This is a genomic window from Dictyobacter kobayashii (assembly GCF_003967555.1).
Classification (GTDB): Bacteria; Chloroflexota; Ktedonobacteria; order Ktedonobacterales; family Ktedonobacteraceae; genus Dictyobacter; species Dictyobacter kobayashii.
In genome coordinates this window covers 650024-671053 of sequence record NZ_BIFS01000001.1, presented here as the reverse complement: position 1 = coordinate 671053, position 21030 = coordinate 650024, and the positions used below count along the sequence as shown (strand labels likewise).

At 50.0% G+C, this 21030-nt stretch carries 15 protein-coding genes and 3 pseudogenes; 2 read left to right on the top strand and 16 right to left on the bottom strand.

Translation table 11 applies throughout. The features are described 5' to 3' along the window. Positions 1–281 precede the first annotated feature (281 nt). Positions 282–2144, bottom strand: coding sequence for a translational GTPase TypA (gene typA / locus EL645_RS02980; RefSeq protein WP_126548657.1), 1863 nt, complete (start codon positions 2142–2144; stop codon positions 282–284). Between the two features lie 680 nt (positions 2145–2824). Further along, positions 2825–4687, bottom strand: coding sequence for a glycoside hydrolase family 15 protein (locus tag EL645_RS02975; RefSeq protein ID WP_126548656.1), 1863 nt, complete (start codon positions 4685–4687; stop codon positions 2825–2827). Positions 4688–5420: 733 nt separating this feature from the next. Here EL645_RS02975 and EL645_RS02970 point away from each other — a divergent pair. Next, positions 5421–6164: a FadR/GntR family transcriptional regulator gene (locus EL645_RS02970; RefSeq protein ID WP_126548655.1), complete on the top strand. Its 744-nt coding sequence runs from the start codon at positions 5421–5423 to the stop codon at positions 6162–6164. Positions 6165–6223: 59 nt separating this feature from the next. Here EL645_RS02970 and EL645_RS02965 read toward each other — a convergent pair whose 3' ends face one another. The 3 genes from EL645_RS02965 to EL645_RS02955 form a co-directional block, all read right to left on the bottom strand. Next, positions 6224–7201: an aldo/keto reductase gene (locus EL645_RS02965; RefSeq protein WP_126553992.1), complete on the bottom strand. Its 978-nt coding sequence runs from the start codon at positions 7199–7201 to the stop codon at positions 6224–6226. A gap of 116 nt (positions 7202–7317) precedes the next feature. Then, the gene (locus EL645_RS02960) at positions 7318–7803 is read right to left on the bottom strand and encodes a helix-turn-helix domain-containing protein (RefSeq protein ID WP_126548654.1); all 486 of its coding nucleotides are present in this window, start codon (positions 7801–7803) and stop codon (positions 7318–7320) included. A 200-nt stretch (positions 7804–8003) separates the two neighbouring features. Continuing rightward, positions 8004–8324 carry an SCP2 sterol-binding domain-containing protein gene (locus EL645_RS02955; RefSeq protein WP_161977059.1) on the bottom strand — a complete coding sequence of 107 codons (321 nt, stop codon included), beginning with the start codon at positions 8322–8324 and terminating at the stop codon, positions 8004–8006. A gap of 311 nt (positions 8325–8635) precedes the next feature. Between EL645_RS02955 and EL645_RS02945 the strand changes: the two genes are divergently transcribed. After that, positions 8636–9109: a 6-pyruvoyl trahydropterin synthase family protein gene (locus EL645_RS02945; RefSeq protein WP_161977058.1), complete on the top strand. Its 474-nt coding sequence runs from the start codon at positions 8636–8638 to the stop codon at positions 9107–9109. Positions 9110–9202: 93 nt separating this feature from the next. Here EL645_RS02945 and aroF read toward each other — a convergent pair. The 11 genes and pseudogenes from aroF to EL645_RS02890 all read right to left on the bottom strand — a co-directional run bounded on the left by aroF (position 9203) and on the right by EL645_RS02890 (position 20703). Beyond that, a pseudogene (gene aroF, locus EL645_RS02940) lies at positions 9203–10281 on the bottom strand (3-deoxy-7-phosphoheptulonate synthase). Positions 10282–10475: 194 nt separating this feature from the next. Continuing rightward, positions 10476–10844, bottom strand: a complete 369-nt coding sequence (aroH, locus tag EL645_RS02935; protein WP_126548651.1) for a chorismate mutase — start codon at positions 10842–10844, stop codon at positions 10476–10478. 259 nt (positions 10845–11103) lie between these two features. After that, a complete protein-coding gene (trpA, locus tag EL645_RS02930; RefSeq protein WP_126548650.1) occupies positions 11104–11964 on the bottom strand; it encodes a tryptophan synthase subunit alpha in 861 nt (286 codons plus the stop codon). 98 nt (positions 11965–12062) lie between these two features. Beyond that, a complete protein-coding gene (gene trpB, locus EL645_RS02925; protein WP_126548649.1) occupies positions 12063–13298 on the bottom strand; it encodes a tryptophan synthase subunit beta in 1236 nt (411 codons plus the stop codon). Positions 13299–13403: 105 nt separating this feature from the next. Continuing rightward, the gene (locus tag EL645_RS02920; protein WP_246035505.1) at positions 13404–14096 is read right to left on the bottom strand and encodes a phosphoribosylanthranilate isomerase; all 693 of its coding nucleotides are present in this window, start codon (positions 14094–14096) and stop codon (positions 13404–13406) included. 60 nt (positions 14097–14156) lie between these two features. After that, a pseudogene (trpC, locus tag EL645_RS42290) lies at positions 14157–14854 on the bottom strand (indole-3-glycerol phosphate synthase TrpC); the annotation flags it as partial. 6 nt (positions 14855–14860) lie between these two features. Next, positions 14861–15907, bottom strand: a complete 1047-nt coding sequence (gene trpD / locus EL645_RS02910) for an anthranilate phosphoribosyltransferase (protein WP_126553989.1) — start codon at positions 15905–15907, stop codon at positions 14861–14863. Positions 15908–15965: 58 nt separating this feature from the next. Continuing rightward, positions 15966–16528: pseudogene (locus EL645_RS02905) on the bottom strand (anthranilate synthase component II). Between the two features lies 1 nt (position 16529). Then, entirely contained in the window at positions 16530–18134 is a 1605-nt protein-coding gene (gene trpE, locus EL645_RS02900) for an anthranilate synthase component I (RefSeq protein WP_126548646.1), read from the bottom strand. Positions 18135–18262: 128 nt separating this feature from the next. Beyond that, positions 18263–19303, bottom strand: a complete 1041-nt coding sequence (trpS, locus tag EL645_RS02895; RefSeq protein ID WP_126548645.1) for a tryptophan--tRNA ligase — start codon at positions 19301–19303, stop codon at positions 18263–18265. 584 nt (positions 19304–19887) lie between these two features. Continuing rightward, positions 19888–20703: a LysM peptidoglycan-binding domain-containing protein gene (locus EL645_RS02890; RefSeq protein ID WP_126548644.1), complete on the bottom strand. Its 816-nt coding sequence runs from the start codon at positions 20701–20703 to the stop codon at positions 19888–19890. Positions 20704–21030 lie beyond the last annotated feature (327 nt).

Genomic DNA, 21030 nt, shown 5'->3' with positions numbered 1-21030 from the left:
AGGAATTTTGCCATCATGAAGTCTCCATTTCTGACATTGTAATGTCTGTTTTTTGCCAACTGAAAAGGAACGTTGGCGTTCCTGTGGTTTGGGCGCTAGTCCGTCATAACTATTACTATCGGGAAGAGCCATACACATATATAGACAAATTTGAAGGCTTCATGATGACAAATTTTTCATGGAAAATGAGCAAATTTATATACCGCACACATAAAAGCAGTCAAAAAAAGACCACCTGCACATAAATTTTTACGCGCAGGTGGTCTTTTTTTGACTGCTTATTATTCGTTTTCGCGGGAGCGCATGCGAGAGCGCTCATGCTGTGTCAGGTAGCGTTTGCGCAAGCGAATATTCTTTGGTGTGACCTCAACCAGTTCATCATTGTTGATGAAGTCGAGTGACTGCTCCAGGCTCATCAAGATTGGAGGGGTCAGTCGCACTGCGATATCCGATGTAGAAGAGCGAATATTTGTTTTCTGCTTTTCTTTACATACATTGACGACCAGATCATCAGGGCGAGCATTCAGACCAACGATCATACCTTCGTAGACAGGAGTTCCTGGCTCGATAAAGGTATCGCCGCGCATCTGTGCATTGCTCAGTCCATAGGTGACGGCTGTACCCAGTTCAGAGGCTACCAGGGCACCCATGCGGGCACTGTTGATTTTGCCCATCCAGGGTACAAAACCCTTGAGCAGGCTGCTCATCGCGCCATTACCTTTAGTTAAGGTCAAGAAGGCGTTACGGAAGCCAATCAAGCCTCGGGTCGGAATATCATACTCGATACGAATATTGCCAGTGCCATCATTGGTCATGTTGGTCAACTGAGCTTTACGTACAGCCAGAGCCTCGGTTAAGACACCCATATAGGTATCCTTGGTGTCGATAACCAGGTGTTCGACTGGCTCCAGTAGATGTCCACCCTCGTCTTCGCGTGTGATAACTTCTGGGCGTGAAACTTGTAGTTCATAGCCTTCGCGGCGCATCGTCTCAATCAAGACTGAGAGGTGCAGCTCGCCGCGGCCAGAAACGATGAACTCATCAGGTGTATTGCCATCAACGACTCGCAGGCTGACGTTCGTCTCCAGTTCACGATAGAGGCGGGCGCGCAACTGGCGTGAAGTTGAATATTTACCGTCGCGACCCGAGAAAGGACTGGTGTTTACACCAAAGGTCATTTGCAAGGTTGGCTCGGAGATCTCGATTGATGGTAAAGCCTCAGGATTATCAATATCGGCCAGCGTCTCGCCAATATTGGCATCCGAGATACCTGTCAGCGCAACGATGTCGCCAGCAATAGCCTCAGACACCTCGGAGCGCTGTAGACCTCTATAATTCATCACCAGATTGATCTTCTGACGAGAAATTTCGCCTTCGCGATTGATACGAGCGACAGGTGTATTTGGGGCAATCCGACCACGAATGATACGGCCGATCGCATACTTACCTTTGTAGTCATCGTAGTCCAGGGCTGTGACCAGCATCTGGAACGGAGAATCAATCTCAACGTTCGGGGCTGGAACAGTTTTAACGATCGTATCAAACAAAGGCTGGAGATCTTTTCTCTCATCCTCTGGATTGTACATCGCTACCCCATCGCGACCGATCGCATAAAGCACCGGGAAATCCAGGTGATTATCAGCGGTGGCCAGTTCCAGGAATAGATCCTGGGTCTCCTCCATCACATAGTCAATACGTGCATCTTTGCGGTCAATCTTATTGATGACCACAATCGGCTGCAGATTAAGTTCCAGAGCCTTCTGCAGTACAAAGCGTGTCTGGGGCATGGGACCCTCAGCGGCATCAACGAGCAAGATACAGCCGTCTGCCATATTCAGTACGCGCTCCACCTCACCACCAAAGTCAGCGTGTCCCGGAGTATCGATAATGTTAATTTTGATATCGCGATAATCGATGGCTGTATTTTTCGCCAGGATAGTGATGCCACGCTCGCGCTCCTGGTCGTTTGAGTCCATAATCAATTCGCCCACTTGCTGATTGTCGCGGAAGATATGGCTCTGTTTCAGCAATCCATCTACCAACGTTGTTTTTCCATGGTCTACGTGGGCAATAATGGCGACATTCCGAATATTATTTCGTTTAACCAATTTTGAGTCCGCCTGTAAAGCCGTTTCAGCCTGCATAGTAATTTATTAATCCCTCCGTGTGACAGCAGATTTGGCAGCAAACTTTTCAGCATGCGTTCATCTGGACACAACTATTTACGAATATTGCTTTTCTGCCGAACGTTTAAAAAGTTCTTTGAAGTGCTCTTTGCTTCTTAGAGGCATGGACGTTCAATGAGGTCCATACGCACCGCAATTTCTCTGTACGTTTGCATGACCGAGCCGTTGCAGTACAACATTGGGGTCAACGCTCATTGCCAATAGTGGCCGCGGAATGTCGCAAGTCATGAAATCGCATTCTAGTAATCATGCGTCCTTGCAGATTGCATCATAATTACCTGGTTCCCGTAAGATTTTATCCTAATAATGTGCTTCTGTCGAGTTGAAGCCTACCAGATTAGTATATTACCATGCGGAAACTGCTCAAGTTTGTTTTTCTGCATGTATATATGGTCTATGAAAACGTCGACGGCAGCAATGAGCAGAGGAAAAATTCTTTTGCGGCCTCTGTTTTCTAGTGTGCACTTATATCATACCCATACCTGACCAATCTGTCCTATAATATACTAACAAATCCCTCTCATTGGCTATTCCCATGCGACAATTGGCCGTATTTCTCACCACAAAGTTTGCAACAAATTTCAATTCACCTGTTTAGATAGGTGAATTGAAATTTGTTTTTTGCTGGCCAGGAAAGGTTAACGTAACAGGGTACCATTGAGGGCACGGTCCATATTGTAACAGGTACTGATCAGCGAGAGATGAGTAAATGCCTGCGGAAAATTGCCCAGCGCCTCGCCAGTTGGTCCAATCTCTTCGGCGTATAGGCCCAGATGATTGGAATAGGTGAGCATTTTCTCCAGGACCAGGCGGGCCTCGCTGAGGCGGCCAGAGCGTGCCAGTGTCTCCGCTAACCAGAAGCTACAGGGACTAAAGGTACCTTCAAGGCTGCCCAGGCCATCGGCGGCGGCGCGCGTTGGATTATAGCGGTAAACATGAGAATCGCTGGTAAGCTCTTTCTGGATGCGGTCGATGGTATCTCGCATGCGTGGGTCGGTCGGGCCAGTGAACTTGGTCAGTACCATTAGCAGAGAGCTGGCATCGATTGCATCACTGCCATAGTATTGGATAAAGCTTTTGGTTTTTTCATCCCAACCCTGTTGCATAACCTCTTCATAGATCTGTGAGCTCGTGTTGGTCCATTCGGTAAGGGGAGCGGGCAGACCACGATGGCGGGCGATGCGGATGGCCCGATCAAAGGCGACCCAACTCATGACGCGCGAATGGAGGAAACGCTGCTGACCACCACGCACCTCCCAGATACCTTCATCTGGTTCCTGCCAGTGTTGTCCCAGCCAGTCCAGCAAATGGCGCAGATTATGCCAGAGATCATAAGAGATATCCTGGTGGCGATTAAAGATATAGATCGAATCCATCAACTCGCCATAGATGTCTAATTGTTTTTGTTTATAGGCCCCATTGCCGATGCGGACCGGCGAGCTCTGGCGATATCCTTCCAGATGATCCAATGTCAGCTCGGTTAGATCATGTCCGCCATCAATCGTATACATAGGCTGCAACGAGCCGTTTTCTTTCAACTCATGACAACGGGCATCCAGCCAGCCCATAAACGCTTCCGCCTCCTGATAAAAGCCCAGGATAAGCAGGCTATAAATGGAGAAAGCGGCATCGCGTAGCCAGGTATAGCGATAATCCCAGTTGCGTGCCCCACCCAGCGTTTCTGGCAGGCTGGTTGTTGGTGCGGCCACAATCGCACCCGTCGGAGCATATGTCAATAGTTTAAGCACCAGGGCCGAGCGTTGCACCATTTCGCGCCAGCGCCCCTGATACTGACATTGTGAGAGCCAGTTTTGCCAGTAGCTCATGGTTTCCTGAAACGCGCGTTCATATTGCCGTGTGGTAAGTGGTTGAGGCTCTAGATCATGGTCTTGCGCGCTTTCAAGCACAAAGTAAGCTCTTTGATTGGTATGCAGGGTAAAATTTGCGCGCACACCACCCTGCCCATCCTCTTCAAGCGGGATAGTCGCAGCCAATCCCAGGCAGAGCGAGTCGCTATGAAAAATTGCTCCATGATTAGAAATGGTGGTGGTATGTTGATCTCGTCCATAGTTAAAGGCAGGCGTACACACCATTTCGAAGGGAAGTGAGCCACGAACTACTTTGACTTCACGAATGATGTGGTGTTGCAGAACCTTAGAACCAGGTTGCTTGATCGGCATAAAATCCGTGATCTCGCCTACACCATCCGCAGTCAGAAAACGTGTAATCAGGATATTTGTTTCGGGCAGATACATTTGCCGACGTCCTACACTGGTTGTCTGCTCAAAAACTGGACTAATGCGGAATGTTCCACCTTTATTTACATCCAGCAGTGCACCAAAGACGCTGGGCGCATCAAAGCGGGGAATACAGCACCAATCGATTGCGCCATTTTTGCCTACCAGTGCAACCGTATGCAGGTCTCCAATAACACCATAATCCTCAATAGGCTGGTAAGTCCTATTTTTAGAGGAAGGAATGAATATGTGTTCTTGCGCCATTATTTTTCCTCAATGCATAAATATATCTCTATTTTTGATACGTTCCATTCCTATATAGCAGATGTGTTTGATTCCCACAGATATGGGAATCAAATCGCTCTTTTGTGGGCGTGCGCTGACGAGCCCGAGCAGTTATTATAGTGTCGTGGAGAAAAATGCGCCCGTGCGCATTTTTCTCCACGACACTATAATAAAATAATGTTTAGCATCACGGAATATGACTCCTTGAACGCCAAAGGCGCGCAGACTCAGGCCTGAAGATCACGAAGATCAGCCACGCTCTCGTAGTGCGTCAGATTTCCATTGCTATCGCGCCCTTCGTGTATGAGCTACTGTGCTGGAGGAGCTCATACACGAATTTCTTATGTGGTGTAAAAAGTGCGCATCGAGCACTTTTTACACCACATAAGAAAACAGGTGCGGGCGCGCCAGCGCACGCCCGTATGGGCATGGAGGTACCACAGCTGTAGCGGGCAATAAATATGAATAATCTTGCGCAATGAAAGGGCTGCTCAGAAATAGAGGCAGCCGAAAAGCCTCTTTTCTGCTGAGCTGCTAGCGAAGCTTGTCATAGACGATCTTTTTCGCTATAATGCAGGTCAAGGCTTATAGTAAGTCCTGAGCGACTGCTAGAAAAAAGTAATACTTATTCTTTGCCTCACTTAGTTTTCAATCTACAGCTGGTGGGGATAGAAGATATATTTTAAATGTCTTCGGAGAGAAAAAGGAACCTATGACAGCAACCACCAGAGTTGACAGTAGCTATCAACCTCAATATGAGTCCATCGCGACGAAACTTGTTGAGTTTATTCAGCAAACCAGACTGCAGCCTGGCGATCGCCTACCAACCGAGCAGCGATTGGCTGAACAGCTTGGTGTGAGCAGGGCGGTTGTACGTGAGGCCGTGAAGATGCTGACTGCCAGCGGGTATGTGCGCACGCGCCGTGGTAGCGGTATTTATGTTAATGATAAGTCGCGCCCGTTTGCGGCGGCGGCCATCGAGTTCTCTATGCCGGTTGATCCTGAACATGTGCGCGAGCTGTTTGAGTTTAGAAGCTTACAAGAGACATTGACGTCCCAGCTGGCCACCGAGCGCATTACCCTCTCCGAACTGCGCGCTTTAGAGAAATCTGTCAATCTTAATCGCCAGGCCGCCGAAGCTGGTGATTGGAATCTTTTTCTCGAAACTGATAATGCCTTCCATTACGGTATCGCCGAGGCCGCGCACAATCCTTTTTTGCTTGAAACGGTTGCCACTGTTATGCGTTTACAACGCTGGGCGATCAAGATGGCGACCGGTGGTGCGCCTGGTTCACTCTTGACTTCAGCGGACCAGCATGATGCGATTTTTGTTGCTCTCAAGAATGGTACGCCCGAAGCCACCATCAATGCCATGAAAACACATATCGAATCTGTCTTTCAGGCCTATCAGCACGACGTTCGCCGCCGCCTGAGAGAAGATATACCAGAAGAGTAGCTGCATAGGTATAAAAGGCAGGGCTCGGTTGCGAGAATCTGCCTTTTATTTTTTATCGTCTATTCTGCGATTGCGCGCATACCAGCTTCACTGTAGCGTTGTCCGACCGTTTGTCCACTGAGCTGTTCTAACTCCTGCATTTCGGCGGGGCTAAGCTCTATTGAAGTGGCGGCGACATTCTCTTCTAGATATTTTATCCGCTTGGTTCCTGGAATAGGTACAATGTCGTTGCCTTTATGTAAGAGCCAGGCCAGGGCGATTTGTCCCGGGGTTGCATGTTTGGCTGTGGCCAGTTGTTTGACCCGCTTGACCAGTTCCATATTTTTAGCAAAATTAGCACCCTGGAAGCGAGGATCGCTACGTCTGAAATCGTCCGGCGCTAGATCGTCCAATTTTTGAATTTCGCCCGTGAGGAAGCCACGTCCCAATGGACTATAGGCCACAAAACCGATCCCCAGTTCTCGTAGGAGCGGAATGATCTCTGCCTCGGGACTGCGCTCCCAGAGCGAGTATTCGGTCTGGATCGCAGTTAAAGGATGAACCGCCTGGGCACGGCGAATGGTTTTAGGGCCTACCTCTGAGAGGCCGATGTGGCGAATCTTGCCCTGCTGAAGCAGCTCAACCAGGGCTCTCATTGTATCTTCAATTGGCACGTTGGGATCAAGCCGATGCTGATAGTAGAGATCTATATAGTCGGTTCCTAAGCGTTGCAATGACTCTTCACAGACTTTCTTGATGTGAGTCGGATGGCCGTTAAGGTGGCGCTCGCCGTTGTCTGACCACTCCCAGCCGAACTTAGTGGCGATAACTACCTGTTCCCGTCGTCCTTTCAGTGCACGTCCTACCAGGCGCTCATTGGTGAAGGGTCCATATGCTTCTGCGGTATCAAAAAAAGTTATGCCCAGTTCCAGGGCGCGATGAATGACACGTATGCCTTCTTGTTCATCTGGCGGTCCATAGTAGCTGGTCATTCCCATCGTGCCAAGGCCCAGGGCCGAAACAACCAGGCCATTTTTGCTCAGCGTACGTTGTTGCATCACGATTCTCTCTCCTCTAATTTTACTTGCTGCAAGACTACAACAGTGTATCCCTGTTCAACGTCTTGACGTCAAGGAGAGTCTTCACCGGGGCAAACTGAGGTGAAATTTTTTATTTAAAGTGAGGCTTGCGTGCGTTTGCCGCGTTTAATGGGTGATGTTGTGTTTCCTATCGTGGGTGATTCTGCTGAAATGAGGGAAGTAGCTTGCAGGCGTGTGACTTTTTCTCGTATCAGTGATATCTGTGAATGGACTGCTTGACGAGACTGTTGAAGTTTGCGGGCAATTTCGGAGGGACGTTCGTTGGCGATGAGATAATGACAGATGACGGTTTGCTTTTCTGTCAGGCCAATGGCTGGACTTTCGAGGGCTGCTCTGGCCATATCCTCCAGCACTCCAAATTTGCTACGTCTATAGTCATTGAGGTCGTCCGGCGAAAAGAGCCAGCGATCGACTACCCGTACTCCGGGTATTCTTCCGGCTTCTACCAGATGCATAAAGTGCCAATAGCTCAGGTCTAAATGCTTCGCAGCCTCGTGTGTGGTCAACATACCATTCAGATATTGAAGATTATGATGTAACTCACTGCTCCTAAGAACCATGTCGGACGCCTTTCTACGGTGTGCCGTATACTAAAAGTGCCTGGCAAAGACATAACTTAGTCATGTGGAGTATACCATAGGTCCTTGTTGTACTGCAAGGTTGATCAGGTTTGGTGCTCTAAAAGCTGCAAAAGGGCAAATGCTATGTATTAACAGCATTCGCCCTTTTGATTCTAATTGATGGTAAATAATATTTATATTTATTTTGTTGGGAAAAGTTGGGGAATCTTCATTGCGAGCATCATATCGCCTGTTGCTTTAATTTTACCTGATAAGAAGGCATTCATTGGATTTAGCTGGCCCTGGGTGATAGCGATCCAGTCTTGATCACTCATGGTCAATGTGAGATCAGGTTTAATAGATTCGGGTGGAACAAGTTCACAAGTCTGATTCTCAATTTTTAAGGCATAGACGCCTGCGTCATCGCCCGTGATATTCAGTTGGATGGTCTTATTCAGTCCAGCTGCTGCTGCCGGGTTAAAGAGTTTTTGCATAGCTGCGAAGGTGTCAACAACTTTCATCGTTCGCGCATCTCCTTTGTTGTTCGAGCAGGAATGGCTCCTGCTAGCCTGCCCACAGTATACCATATTCTGATGAGACCAAGCTTGCGCTGTCCCGCCTGCAGACTGGGATATCCTTGTCTCACGAGTTCCGCCCTTGTGCCACCGTTTGAGCAATGATATCCTGTGTATACGGTTATTTTTGTCGGGTTCTGTGCACAAAAGAGGATTGTGGAGGTGGCAAGTCTGGTAGAGCACATGATGCTGGCATAAGAAACATTCTATGAGGAAACGAGGTCCCTGGTATGGCTGGTACGAGGATTATGCGGAAGGTGAAGGTAGAAGGCGGCTACCTGAATTTTAGTTCCGCTCATTTTATTACATATAGCGGAAAATGTGAACGTCTACATGGGCATAATTATGGAGTTCTGGTTGAAGTAGAGGGCGAACTGGGTCCTGACAATCTGGTCTTTGATTTTACGGTCTTGAAGAAGCGTACTAAGGAGATTTGCCAGCATCTAGACCATCGTTTCCTGCTGCCTTTGCGCAATCCTCAACTGGAATTGACGCGTTTACCCGATGCCTGGGATATTCGTTTTAAGGAGAAGCACTATGTTTTTCCGCTGGCGGATGTAGTCGAGCTACCGATTGAAAATTCTACAGCCGAGCTGCTGGCCCAATATATTTGTGAAGAGCTCTGTCAGCTCCTTGAGGAATACCCTACGGCCGGCTTGCATAACATTATGGTCGGCGTGGAAGAAGCCCCTACGCAGATGGCTTATTATCAAAAAGATTTACAGGGCTGATATTCGGGTAGCTGGTTAGATATTCAGATAGAGCAAAAGAGCTTTCAAAGTATGAACTGAAAGCTCTTTTGCTCTATCTGTGCTTTGGGCCAGTTATTTGGTGACCAGCGCACGCCCGATGGCTGCCGCTACGGCGTGGACCTGAGGCATCAGTTCGCGAAATTGATCAATGGTGACTGACTGTGCACCATCTTTGAGTGCCTCATCGGGATTAGGATGGACCTCAATGAGCAGAGCATCGGTGCCTGCAGCAACTGAAGCAAGCGACATAGGGCCCACGATATCTCTTCGACCCGTGCCCTGACTGGGATCAGAGATGATTGGTAAGTGTGAGAGACGTTTGATTAATGGGATGGCGCTGATGTCCATGGTATTACGGGTGGTTTTCTCGAATGTGCGGATACCACGCTCACACAGGATGACGTTGCGATTGCCCTGTGACAGGATGTATTCGGCGGCCAGCAGCCACTCCTCGAACGTTGCGGACATACCGCGTTTGAGTACAACTGGTTTGCGGGTTCGTCCAACTTCGTCTAGCAGCATATAGTTCTGCATGTTGCGGGTACCAACTTGCAGGATGTCGGCGTATTCGCAGACCATGGCAACGTCGGTTGGGGTCATGACTTCGGTGATGATGGCCATACCAAACTCGTCACGTGCTTTGGCCAACAACTTCAGGCCTTCTTCGCCCAGACCACGGAATCCGTATGGTGAGGTCGATGGCTTAAAAGCGCCACCACGTAAAATAACCGCGCCCTCTTTGCGTACAGCGGCAGCGGTTGTCATTAACTGTTTCTCGGTCTCAACGGTACAGGGGCCTGCCATCATTACCACTTCAGGGCCACCGATGTGTACCACACCGCCAGCGACGCAGGCTGATGGAACCTCTACCACCGTATCTTCTGGATGGAACTCGCGGCTGGCCAGCTTATAAGGCTTGGAAACACGAACGACATTCTCGACATTCGGCATGCCCTCAAGCGCTTCGCCAACCGCCGGGCTGATCCCACCAATGCTACCGGGGCGCCAGTCGGGCTTATCGCGCCCAGCACACCGATAACGGTTCGCTCTACACCCTGAGAAAGATGGCCGGTTAAACCATGTTTTTCCAGGTAGTTTAATACATGTTGAATATCAGTATCGCTACTGTTTGATTTCATCACGACAATCATGAAAAGTAACTCCTTTTGTTAATCAAATTGATAGAGGTCGGGGACAAGGATGAGCGACAGGCATCATCCATACAGGTTCTGAGCAGATGTATTGCGCATGAACGGTTCATCGTGACCTCTTCGTCATGATTGCCGGTGCTTGCTCTTTTATCGTGTCGATTCATTCCATGGTCCAGGGAATGATCTCTCCTCAGTTACGCATCCACGCCAAAAGTGGGACGTAGGTTCACCGCCTCTTTGAGGTATACATGTTGTATTTCCTGCGCATTGCGCGTTGTATTTACATGGATGAGCACGCGAATACATTTTTGCAGGCTGTTCGGCACTGGAATCTCGCGGGTACACATCAGTGCTGTTTCGGTCCATCCCAGCCCTCTGGCCGCCACTGCAGGAAATTCGGCATCCAGATCTGCTGTTAGTGAGAAGATCGCGCTGACGATATCCTCGACTTTGAGATCATTTTTTTCGATCAGCAACTCGAGTAGTTCTCTGGTTGCAGCCAGAATTTCCTCTCTGTCATTATGCTCTATAGTGGTTGCACCACGAATTCCTCGACAATACATCACTTCTTCATCCCTTTCACAATGGGTAACATCTCCGACTTTAGAGAGAAAGCCAGACGGATGTATCCTTTATTGTAAAGGATGATGGCAATTTTTTATCTGTATTATGTGACCGTTAGTATGACCGTTCCTATGTACAGATGATATGTGTTTTACATCCTCAGGATGTATAAACGGAATGGAGCGTCGAAGGTCTTTTCCGGTTAGAAGACCTGTCGAGCTCTCTGTTTTTTTGCCTGTCTGGTATCTCTGGGCCGGACTATTGTTGGCGCAGGCTTTGGATATAGGTTTTGACGGCTTCAGCCGGGTTGCCGTCTTTATGCTGATCTATAAGTTTGACCAGGGCGCTACCAACGACTGCCCCTTCAGCATAGCTGGTGACGGTGGCGATGTGTTCTGGTGTTGAGAGCCCAAAGCCAACGGCCAGGGGGAGCTGCTGTTCCCGGGTTGCTGCGCGTATACGTGCGATAAAGTTTTGCAGTTGCGGCGGTAGTTGTTGACGCGAGCCGGTGACTCCACTGAGCGATACGCAGTAGATGAATCCTCCTGGGCCAGCGGCGGTCCGCCTGGCTGCCATCGTAATCCGCTCATCGGGTGCGGTAGGTGGTACCAGGAAGATCAAGGCCAGGCCATGGCGATAGGCAACTTCTTGCAGTGGGTCGGCCTCCTCGGCGGGCAGATCTGGAATAATCAAGCCACTAATGCCATTGGCGCGGGCGGTGGCGCAAAAACGTTCCAGTCCATAAGATAGGACTGGATTGTAATAGCCCATCAAGAGCAGGGCTGCATCACTTTTAGCCGCTACCTGTTTAGCAATCTCCATGCATCCCCGGATACTCATACCATTTTCCAGGGCCACATGTCCTGCATGCTGGATTGTAGCACCATCCGCCAGCGGATCGCTAAAAGGCATGCCCAGTTCGATGATATCCGCCCCACCTTCAGCGGCGGCGAGAATGATCTCGACCGAGGCCTCGGCACTTGGATAGCCACACATAAAATAAGGGATGAGGACGCCACGTCCTTCCTGGTGGGCGCGCTCAAAGGCGCGGGTTATTTTATGGGCCGGAATATTCTGACTATCTTGTTCTGTAACGACGCTGCTCCTGGTTGTGTCCATTATTTTCTCCTGCTTCTGCTCGACGCGGCGAGTCGGGCAGCCCCTCTTATCTAGAGGGGCTGGCCCTCTAAGCGCCTGGTCCAGGTCGCTTAGATAACTTACAGATTGACATTAAATGCTTTGGCGACGGTCATCATATCTTTGTCGCCACGGCCTGACAGGTTGATGACGATTAGTGAGCCTTCTGCGAGCTTACCCTGTTCGCCCTGCTCCAACACATAGCCAAGAGCATGTGCCGACTCAAGGGCGGGGATGATGCCTTCGGTGCGACTGAGGGCTTCCAACCCCTTGAGGGCAGTGGCATCATGAGCGGTTACATAAGTGGCGCGTCCACTATCTTTGAGATAGCTATGTTCTGGCCCCACCCCAGGATAATCCAGACCGGCTGAGATGCTATGGGTGTCCAGGATCTGGCCATCTTCGTTTTGCAGCAGATAGCTCATGGCACCATGCAGCACGCCGGGACGGCCCGCAACCAGGGTTGATGCATGCATGCCGGGGTCCATGCTGGTGCCGCCCGCTTCAACACCGATCAATTCAACTTCGCTGGCATCGGCGAAGGGATAGAAGATGCCGATGGCATTACTGCCACCACCGACACAGGCATAGATCTGATCGGGTAAGCGACCCTCCTGCTGCATAATCTGTTGGCGGGCTTCGCGGCCGATGACCGCCTGGAAATCACGTACAATACGTGGATACGGAGCGGGGCCAGCGGCTGTACCAAACAGGTAGAATGTGTTTTCGACATTGGTGACCCAGTCACGGATAGCCTCATTAATGGCATCCTTCAGCGTTTTGGTGCCGCTATCGACCGAACGTACTTCGGCGCCCAGCAGTTTCATGCGGAAGACATTCAGCGATTGGCGTTGGATATCCACCTCACCCATATAAATGATGCAGTCCAGGCCCAATTTGGCGCAGACAGTAGCCGTTGCCACACCGTGCTGGCCTGCGCCAGTCTCAGCGATGATGCGCTGCTTACCCATGCGTTTGGCAAGCATGCCCTGTCCCAGCGCATTGTTGATCTTATGGGCGCCCGTATGGGCCAGGTCTTCGCGCTTCAGGTAGATTTTGACGTTGTTTCCCACCATCTCTGAAAAACGTGGCACATAGTGCAAGGTGGTAGGACGCCCGACATAACTGGCGAGCTCATGATTAAGCTCGTCAATAAAAGTCTTGTCCTGCATTGCATCTTTATAGGCGGTCTCCAGTTCTGTCAGGGCGGCCATCAGATTTTCAGGTACAAATTTGCCACCAAAATCTCCAAAGCGTCCACGCTCATCTGGATAAAGATTATGCTGATAGTTATTCTGTGTTTTTGTATCTTGCATGCTTGTCTTCTTCCCTTATCGCCCTGAAGGGGCGAATCTATAAGCCCATTGAAGGGCCAGCTTATTATCAATAAGAGTATCCAGGTCGTTGAAACGGGGATTACCCTAACTCTCCAATTTCTCTCTGCTGATATTCTCGCTCTGGCGTACCTGTGCTATAAAAGCTGCTATCTTCTGACTATCTTTTTTCTTATCGGTTTCAACTCCGCTGCTAACGTCAATACCCCAGGGGTGAACCTGTTGGATGGCGTTGGCAACATTTTCGATGGTGAGGCCACCAGCCAACAGAATCTTGTTTTGCTGCGCCGCCAACGAGGCCAGTTCCCAGTCACCAATGCGACCAGCACCGCCCCAATCTGGAGTTGGGGTATCGATCAGGAGGCGCCAGGTGACATCTCGATAGGCTTCCATGCGCTCAAGTTCCGTCGCATCTTGTAGTGAGAGTGCCTTGATAACGGGTCTCTTAATCCGTTGGCAGAATTCAGGAGTTTCGTTGCCATGTAACTGGATATAATGCAGTCCAACCTGTTCGGCGACCTCGTTGATATAATCAGCCTCCTTGTTCACAAAGACCCCTACCAGGTCAGGAAGTGCCTGACCTTTGGCTGGCTGCGTATAGCTCCGGCTTGCCGCCAGTATGGAAGAAACGCGCTCTGGCTGGATGTAGCGATGGCTGGGTTCATGGAAAATAAACCCTAGCATATCAGCACCAGCATCAATGGCGGCATCGATATGTTCTGCCTCACTCAGGCCACAGATTTTGACCTGGGTGGTGTGGTTCGCATTGTGTAATAACATTTGAACATGCGTTGGAATATCGTTGGAAACGACCAGCGACTCTCCGACCAGCATCGCCTGTACATCGTAGCGAGCCAGGCGGCGCACATCGGCCGCGCTATGGATACCGCTCTCAGCCACAATAATGCGATCCCCAGGTAGTGTTTGTCGAATTTCCCGAATCAGGTAGGGATGCATCTCAAAGGTTGTCAGGTCGCGGCTATTCACTCCAATGATTATCGCCCCGGCCTCCACGGCCCGCCTGGCCTCTTCCTGGCTGTGCACCTCGACCAGGGCGCGCATACGCAGGCTGGTCGCTACATGCAGTAGATGTCTTAGCTGCTGATCATCCAGAATAGCGCAGATCAGCAGGATCATATCAGCGCCCAGGCTCTGGCCTCATAGACCTGGTACTCGTCGATAATAAAATCTTTACGTAAAACAGGCACACTGACCGAGTTTTTGATCGCGGTCAGATATTCAGGGGAACCCAGAAAGAAATGCGGTTCCGTTAGCACTGAAATAACCGAAGCTCCGTTTTGTTCATACAGGCTGGCGGTCGCGACCGGGTCCAGATCTGGCGCCAGCAGGCCCTTAGAAGGCGAGGCACGCTTGACCTCGGCAATCAGGTGTACCTGTTCTCCTGACTCAAATACCTCGAGCACATCCCGGGGGCGTGGTTGCTCTAGAGCCAGCTGTTGAATTTTTCCCAGCGGCAGCTCTAATTTGCGTTGGGCTAAATCTATCCGTGTTTGATTGACAATGCGATCGAGAAACATATTATTTTACCTACCATATGCTTGGGAACATTCAATGACCTCAGCAAGTTTGCGCCTGGCCTTACCTTCTTGCAGTGTTGACTGTGCCAGCTTAATCCCATCCTTAAAAGAAGCAACCTGCTCATTTGCCATCAAGGCAGCGGCCGCGTTGAGGCAGATCATATCAGTAGCGGGATTGGCATTATAGCTTGAGAGAATTTCACGCAACATCGCGGCATTGTGGGCTGGATTTCCACCCTGGAAGCTTTGTTTATCGCTGATGCTGGTGAGCCCGACTTCTTCAGGCGTGATCGTGTAGGTGTGCAGATCATGACCAGCGCGTACCTCACAGATGTGGGTGGGGGCACTGATCGAGCATTCATCCATGCCATCTTCACTATGTACAATCAACGCATGCTTGCATCCCAGGAGCAATAGCACTTCGCCCATTTTCTGCATTAAAGAGCTGTCCGCGACCCCCAGGACCTGGTATGGTGTATGGGCAGGATTGGTTAAGGGGCCCAGGATATTGAAAACGGTGCGGATACCAATTTCGCGCCGCGTCGGACCTACATATTTCATGGCCGGATGGTAGGTCTGGGCAAACATAAAGCCGAAACCACATTCCTGGACGCTACGCGCCAGTGCCTCAGGTGCCAGGTCAATTTTGACTCCCAGTGCCTCCAGTACATCCGCGCTACCGCATTTGCTGGTCGCCGAGCGATTGCCATGTTTAGCAATCGTAGCCCCGGCAGCGGCGGCAATAATGCCCGCTGCAGTGGATACGTTCAGGGTGCCCGATCCATCTCCTCCGGTACCACAGGTATCCATCGCTCGACTCGCAGCCTGCTCTTCCAGGTTCACCTGGAGTGCCTTGTCGCGCATGACCAGGGCCATGCCCGCAATTTCTTCAACTGTCTCGGCCCCTGGCCGCATCCGTAATGCGGTCAAAAAGGCGCCAATCTGGGAGGGAGTCGCGGCGCCAGTCATAATTTCTTCCATGGCTGCGGCGGCTTCCTCGGTATTGAGGGTGGCACCTGCCGCGATATGAGCAATAGCTTCGCGAATCATGATCACAATCTGTCCTCTCTGGTTGCATTGCAGGCTATAAACCTGCGCTCACATATCTCGTCTACTGCTCTAAAAAGTTTCGTAATAAATCTTTACCAACGGTTGTCATAATAGATTCAGGATGAAATTGGACACCCTGGACAGGATGGGTACGATGCTTGAGTCCCATGATCAGGCCGTCATCTGTATTGGCGGTTACTTCAAGTTCTGCTGGAAGCGAGCTGGCTTCAACAATCAAGCTATGGTAGCGAATAGCTTCAAAAGGTTGGGGCAGGCCTTTAAAAACCCCTGCCCTTCATGGTGCATCAGAGAAGTTTTTCCATGCATTGGTTCTGGCGCACGAATAACGCGTCCGCCATACACCTGTCCGATTGACTGGTGGCCCAGACAAACACCCAAAGTAGGAATGCGCGGACCGAAGGCGGCGATCAGTTCACATGACATTCCTGCCTCACTGGGTGTGCAGGGGCCGGGTGAGACCACAATATGGGTGGGCTGGAGTTGTTCTACCTCGGCGAGTGTGATCTCATCATTGCGCCGCACCACAATCTCCGCACCGATCTCCGCCAGGTACTGATACAAATTGTATGTAAAGCTGTCATAGTTATCGAGTAACAAGAGCATCTTACTTTTTCCCTCCCTGCGGAATCGTGGGCGACTCATGGGTCGTCTCCCGATTAACCTGTGCGATACGTTCGGCCTCATCCAGTGCGCGCAGTAGCGCCTTCGCTTTATTCAAGCTCTCCTGATATTCATTGGCTGGTGTTGAATCCGCCACCACACCACCACCGGCTTGAATATAGGCCCGACCATTTTTCATCACCATTGTACGTAGTGTGATAGCGGTCTCCTGATTGCCCGTATGGCTAAAATAGCCAACCGCACCCGCGTACACCCCACGGGTCTCGCCCTCTAACTCGCTAATGATCTCCATCGCCCGAATCTTGGGTGCCCCAGACACGGTTCCGGCGGGAAAACCAGCGCGTAGCGCATCAAAGGGTGAAACGCCCTCGCGTAGTTGCCCCGAGACATTGGTTACCAGGTGCATCACATGCGAATAGCGTTCAATCGTCATAAAGTCATCGATCTGGATACTACCGATCTTACTAACGCGTCCTACATCATTGCGTGCCAGGTCCAGGAGCATGATATGTTCGGCGCGCTCCTTGGGATCTTGTTGGAGCTCGATGGCCAGTTGCTCATCACTCTGTTTATCCACGCCGCGTGGCCGTGTACCCGCGATCGGACGAATGGTTACCTCATTATCCTCATAGCGTACCAGCAACTCTGGCGAGGCACCGACCAGGTGGAAATCATCTAAGTCTAGAAAGAACATATGTGGCGAAGGATTGATGGCTCGCAGCGCCCGATATACAGTAAAAGGAGAAGCATTTACATGGCGACTCAAACGCTGCGATGGCACTACCTGGAAAATGTCTCCCGCCTTAATATACTCAATCGACCGACTAACCATCCCCTCGAACTCAGCCCGTGTTCGGTTTGAGGTTACCTGTAAAGCGTCATCATCCCGGATTGGCTCGGGTTCTTTGGGTAGACGTACCGGCTCATGGAGTCGGGCCTGTACATCGTCCACAATGGCCTGTGTTCGACGATACTCTGCCTCAATATCGGGTGCATCCAGGTGAATATGGGTTACTACACGTACACTATGGCGCACATGATCGAAGACCAGCACTGTCTCAGTTAGCATGAAAACTGCCAGGGGCAGATCCAGTTCATTTGGTTTGGGTTGGGGAAGGCGTTCAAAGCGGGCCGCCGTATCATATGAGAGATAGCCAACCGCCCCACCAAAGAACTTTGGCAGCTGATCATGTGAGCGTTCTAAATGAGGAGGTGTCACTAACTGATATTGCCCCAACTCCTCCTCTAATAGTCGTAATGGATCATGACAGGCCACCACTTCCTCTTTATAGGAGCCCGGGGTAGCATGCATGCGCCGTAGCCTCACCGTTTCGTCGCGATGAATCATTACCAGGTAGGGATCAATTCCAATAAACGAATAACGAGCCACCTGTTCTCCGCCTGATACGCTCTCTAACAAAAAGCTGTATGGTCGCTGCGCTGTCTTACAATACGCTGAGACTGGCGTCTCCATATCAGCTAGAATATCGCTATAGAGCGGCAAAAGCGGCCGACGGGTATCTTTCCTCTCACCACTCATCACCGCATCCCTTACCTGTTTTACCTCATCCAAGGTTGGATAATACATATCAACACCTGCTCCATTTACCGCTATGCAAATTGCCTTACAAAAATCCCAGGGAACACCCAATGCATTTTTATTTTCTGGTTGCTTGTTTGTACCTGACAGGCAAGCAACCAGAAATCGATCAATCTCTAGCCCAGGCCAGCAGCCTGTTTCATCTTCTGGACCGTACGTTCAGCGATGGGACGAACATCGTCGGCGCCCTGTTTCAACAGGTCTTCCAATGCAGGCATATCGCTGATCAACTCCTGGTAGCGTTGCTGAATTGGACTCAGCGTCTCCACCAGGCGATCGGTCAGGGCTGCCTTGAAGTCTCCATAGCCTTTGCCCTCGAACTCGGCCTCAATCTCTTGCTCGGGTTGACCGGTTAATATCTGGTAAATCGACAACAGATTGGTGATGCCGGGTCGGGCTGGATCAAATTTGACCAGGCGTTCCGAATCAGTGGTGGCGCGCCCGATTTTCTTTTTGATCGTTTTAGGATCATCCAACAAAGTGATGTAGGCATTTGGATTAGGATCACTTTTACTCATCTTCTTAGTTGGATCTTCCAGGGACATAATACGTGCGCCCGCGCTACGGATTTGAGCTTCCGGGATGGTAAAGATTTGTTTGTGATACAGACTATTGACGCGTTGTGCCAGGTCGCGGGTCAGTTCCACATGTTGGCGTTGGTCATCACCCACTGGTACATAATGGGTCTGGTAGAGCAGAATATCGCAGGCCATGAGGATTGGATAGCAATAGAGTCCTGTGCCAACCGAATCCATATCCTCGCCCGCCTTGGTCTTAAACTGCGTCATGCGGTTCAACCAGCCCATGGGTGTGAAACAGTTTAAGATCCATTGCAATTCAGCGTGCTGGTGGACATGCGATTGTACGAATAGCTTGCAGCTATTGAGATCGAGTCCACAGGCCAGATAGAGAGCCGCCAGCTTGCGGGTATTAAAGTGCAATTCTTTTGGATCAATCGGCAATGTAATCGCATGCAGATCGACAATACAGAAAATGTTGTCATATTGGTCTTGTGTCTCAACCCAGTTGCGGATGGCTCCCAGGTAGTTGCCCAGGTGGATATTGCCGGTTGGCTGAATGCCAGAGAAGACACGTTTCTTCACTGGCGCTTTCACCTGCTCGATAGATTGTGTTTCTTGACTTGCTTCTATTGCCATTGTGTATTCCTCCGCGACTATTCAGGTGTGTGATACATGACGCCTGACAATTAAATGCTGTAATGCTAAAAAATTCCAATAAAAAAACGCCCCTCATCCCTTACAAGGACGAGAAGCGTGATAAAATGCGCTTTCGTGGTACCACCCTGTTTTAGATCATCTGCCCAGTATGTGTCGTGTACGTTTAGCTGCTGGTTTTTCTTAGAAAAGGGCAGATAATCCCTCTTGCCGGATACGGTGCATTGTGCTAACGTCGCTTAATTACAAAATTGCGCTAGAGCGCGAGACGTAGCTGCATTATATCCTGTCCTCAGTAACGGGGGACATTCCGAAAGAGTACTACTGATTTCGCGTGTGCCTGAGACACACAGCAGAAATGTTCGCTCTTTAGCTACCAGGCCCATTCCATAGCTAGACTGGTGTCGGTTCCCACCACCCCCGACTCTCTGTGCCCATGCATGGCTATGTACTCTTCCTGTTCGTGGCTTCACTATTTTTTTGTCTATGTACAACAGTATAAGGTGAATAGTGGCAAGTGTCAAGCCTACACTCGCGTTTTTCTGAAATGCTGCATTTTTTGCTTTTTAGTAGTACGACATAAGGGATCGTACATTGTGGACATAGCGCCAGTTAAAAATACCACGGTGGCGCACATTCCAGCCGCCTTCGTTGTAGGCGCTAATGATTTTACTCATGTTGCCGTTAAAACCGTGCCAGAGCGCGCGTAAATAGATGGCGCCTAACTCTATGTTGTCATAGAGTTTGTAAGGATCATAGTGTCCGTTCACTTGCCGGTTGAGACCTTGCGCCGTATAGGGCATGATTTGCATAATCCCGATACCGCCGTCTCTAGCGATAACATGTTGCCTCCAGCCACTTTCTTGCCAGGCAATGGCTAGCATCAGGTTGACCGGAAGACCGTATCTAGCAGCGGCACTGCGTAGCAGATGATGGGCCTGCATGCGCGTTGACCAGTCCAGGGCTCTGTAGTTATACCAGCTGACATAGCCATTGGTATGCAAGCCGGAGGCTGCCCTTTTTACTTTTGATGGAATGCAGAGGCTCTGGCCGGTGTATATCAGATTGATATTGCGAATCCGATTGACCCGGGCAATGGTCCATATATTGGCACGATAGAAATAGGCAATGCCGTTGAGTGTATCACCAGCACTGATGCGATGCCAGGAACAGTTCGCAGACGACAGGGAATTTGATGCAGCGTGTGCATCAGGTTGTTGCTGGGACGTTATAAAGGATCCCCAGAGGAGTAGCATGCTACATAGGAGTAGCACCATATGTTTTGGGGTGATAGAACGTAAACAGGTCAGTCGACCTCTGGTCGATGAGTGATAACTTGTATCAGGTTTGAGTAACATTTTTGACGATGGGTCCTGCTCCATACTTCTACTTCTCCTTTCTCATTTACTATATTCCTCCTCGCAATTGTTAAATACAAATGCAGATGTAGGAAGAAATGCTATTCTTATAAACTGTAGTAAAAATACTACAATAACTACCACATAAGAAAAATGTATACTATAGCGTAACCGGTTGTATCATGCATATAGACTGTAGGCACAAAAAATGTTACACTAGTAGTGGAGTACGCCCCCGAAAAGCGTATGTACAATTGACGGAAAGGGATGCTATCATTTCTTCCTTTCCTTCCTCGAGATTACAGCTCCTCCTGGCTACATATAGCAGCCGCTTTTTGAAGATACTAGAGA

Excerpts from the sequence above, each read along its gene's own strand:
- trpS (WP_126548645.1), bottom strand. The coding sequence starts at position 19,303 with ATGGCAATAGAAGCAAGTCAAGAAACACAATCTATCGAGCAGGTGAAA.
- EL645_RS02955 (WP_161977059.1), bottom strand. The coding sequence starts at position 8,324 with ATGAAAGTTGTTGACACCTTCGCAGCTATGCAAAAACTCTTTAACCCG.
- EL645_RS02960 (WP_126548654.1), bottom strand. The coding sequence starts at position 7,803 with ATGGTTCTTAGGAGCAGTGAGTTACATCATAATCTTCAATATCTGAAT.
- aroH (WP_126548651.1), bottom strand. The coding sequence starts at position 10,844 with ATGTATTGTCGAGGAATTCGTGGTGCAACCACTATAGAGCATAATGAC.
- EL645_RS02920 (WP_246035505.1), bottom strand. The coding sequence starts at position 14,096 with ATGTTATTACACAATGCGAACCACACCACCCAGGTCAAAATCTGTGGC.
- trpA (WP_126548650.1), bottom strand. The coding sequence starts at position 11,964 with ATGGACACAACCAGGAGCAGCGTCGTTACAGAACAAGATAGTCAGAAT.
- EL645_RS02975 (WP_126548656.1), bottom strand. The coding sequence starts at position 4,687 with ATGGCGCAAGAACACATATTCATTCCTTCCTCTAAAAATAGGACTTAC.
- EL645_RS02970 (WP_126548655.1), top strand. The coding sequence starts at position 5,421 with ATGACAGCAACCACCAGAGTTGACAGTAGCTATCAACCTCAATATGAG.
- typA (WP_126548657.1), bottom strand. The coding sequence starts at position 2,144 with ATGCAGGCTGAAACGGCTTTACAGGCGGACTCAAAATTGGTTAAACGA.
- EL645_RS02890 (WP_126548644.1), bottom strand. The coding sequence starts at position 20,703 with ATGGAGCAGGACCCATCGTCAAAAATGTTACTCAAACCTGATACAAGT.
- trpE (WP_126548646.1), bottom strand. The coding sequence starts at position 18,134 with ATGTATTATCCAACCTTGGATGAGGTAAAACAGGTAAGGGATGCGGTG.
- trpB (WP_126548649.1), bottom strand. The coding sequence starts at position 13,298 with ATGCAAGATACAAAAACACAGAATAACTATCAGCATAATCTTTATCCA.
- EL645_RS02965 (WP_126553992.1), bottom strand. The coding sequence starts at position 7,201 with ATGCAACAACGTACGCTGAGCAAAAATGGCCTGGTTGTTTCGGCCCTG.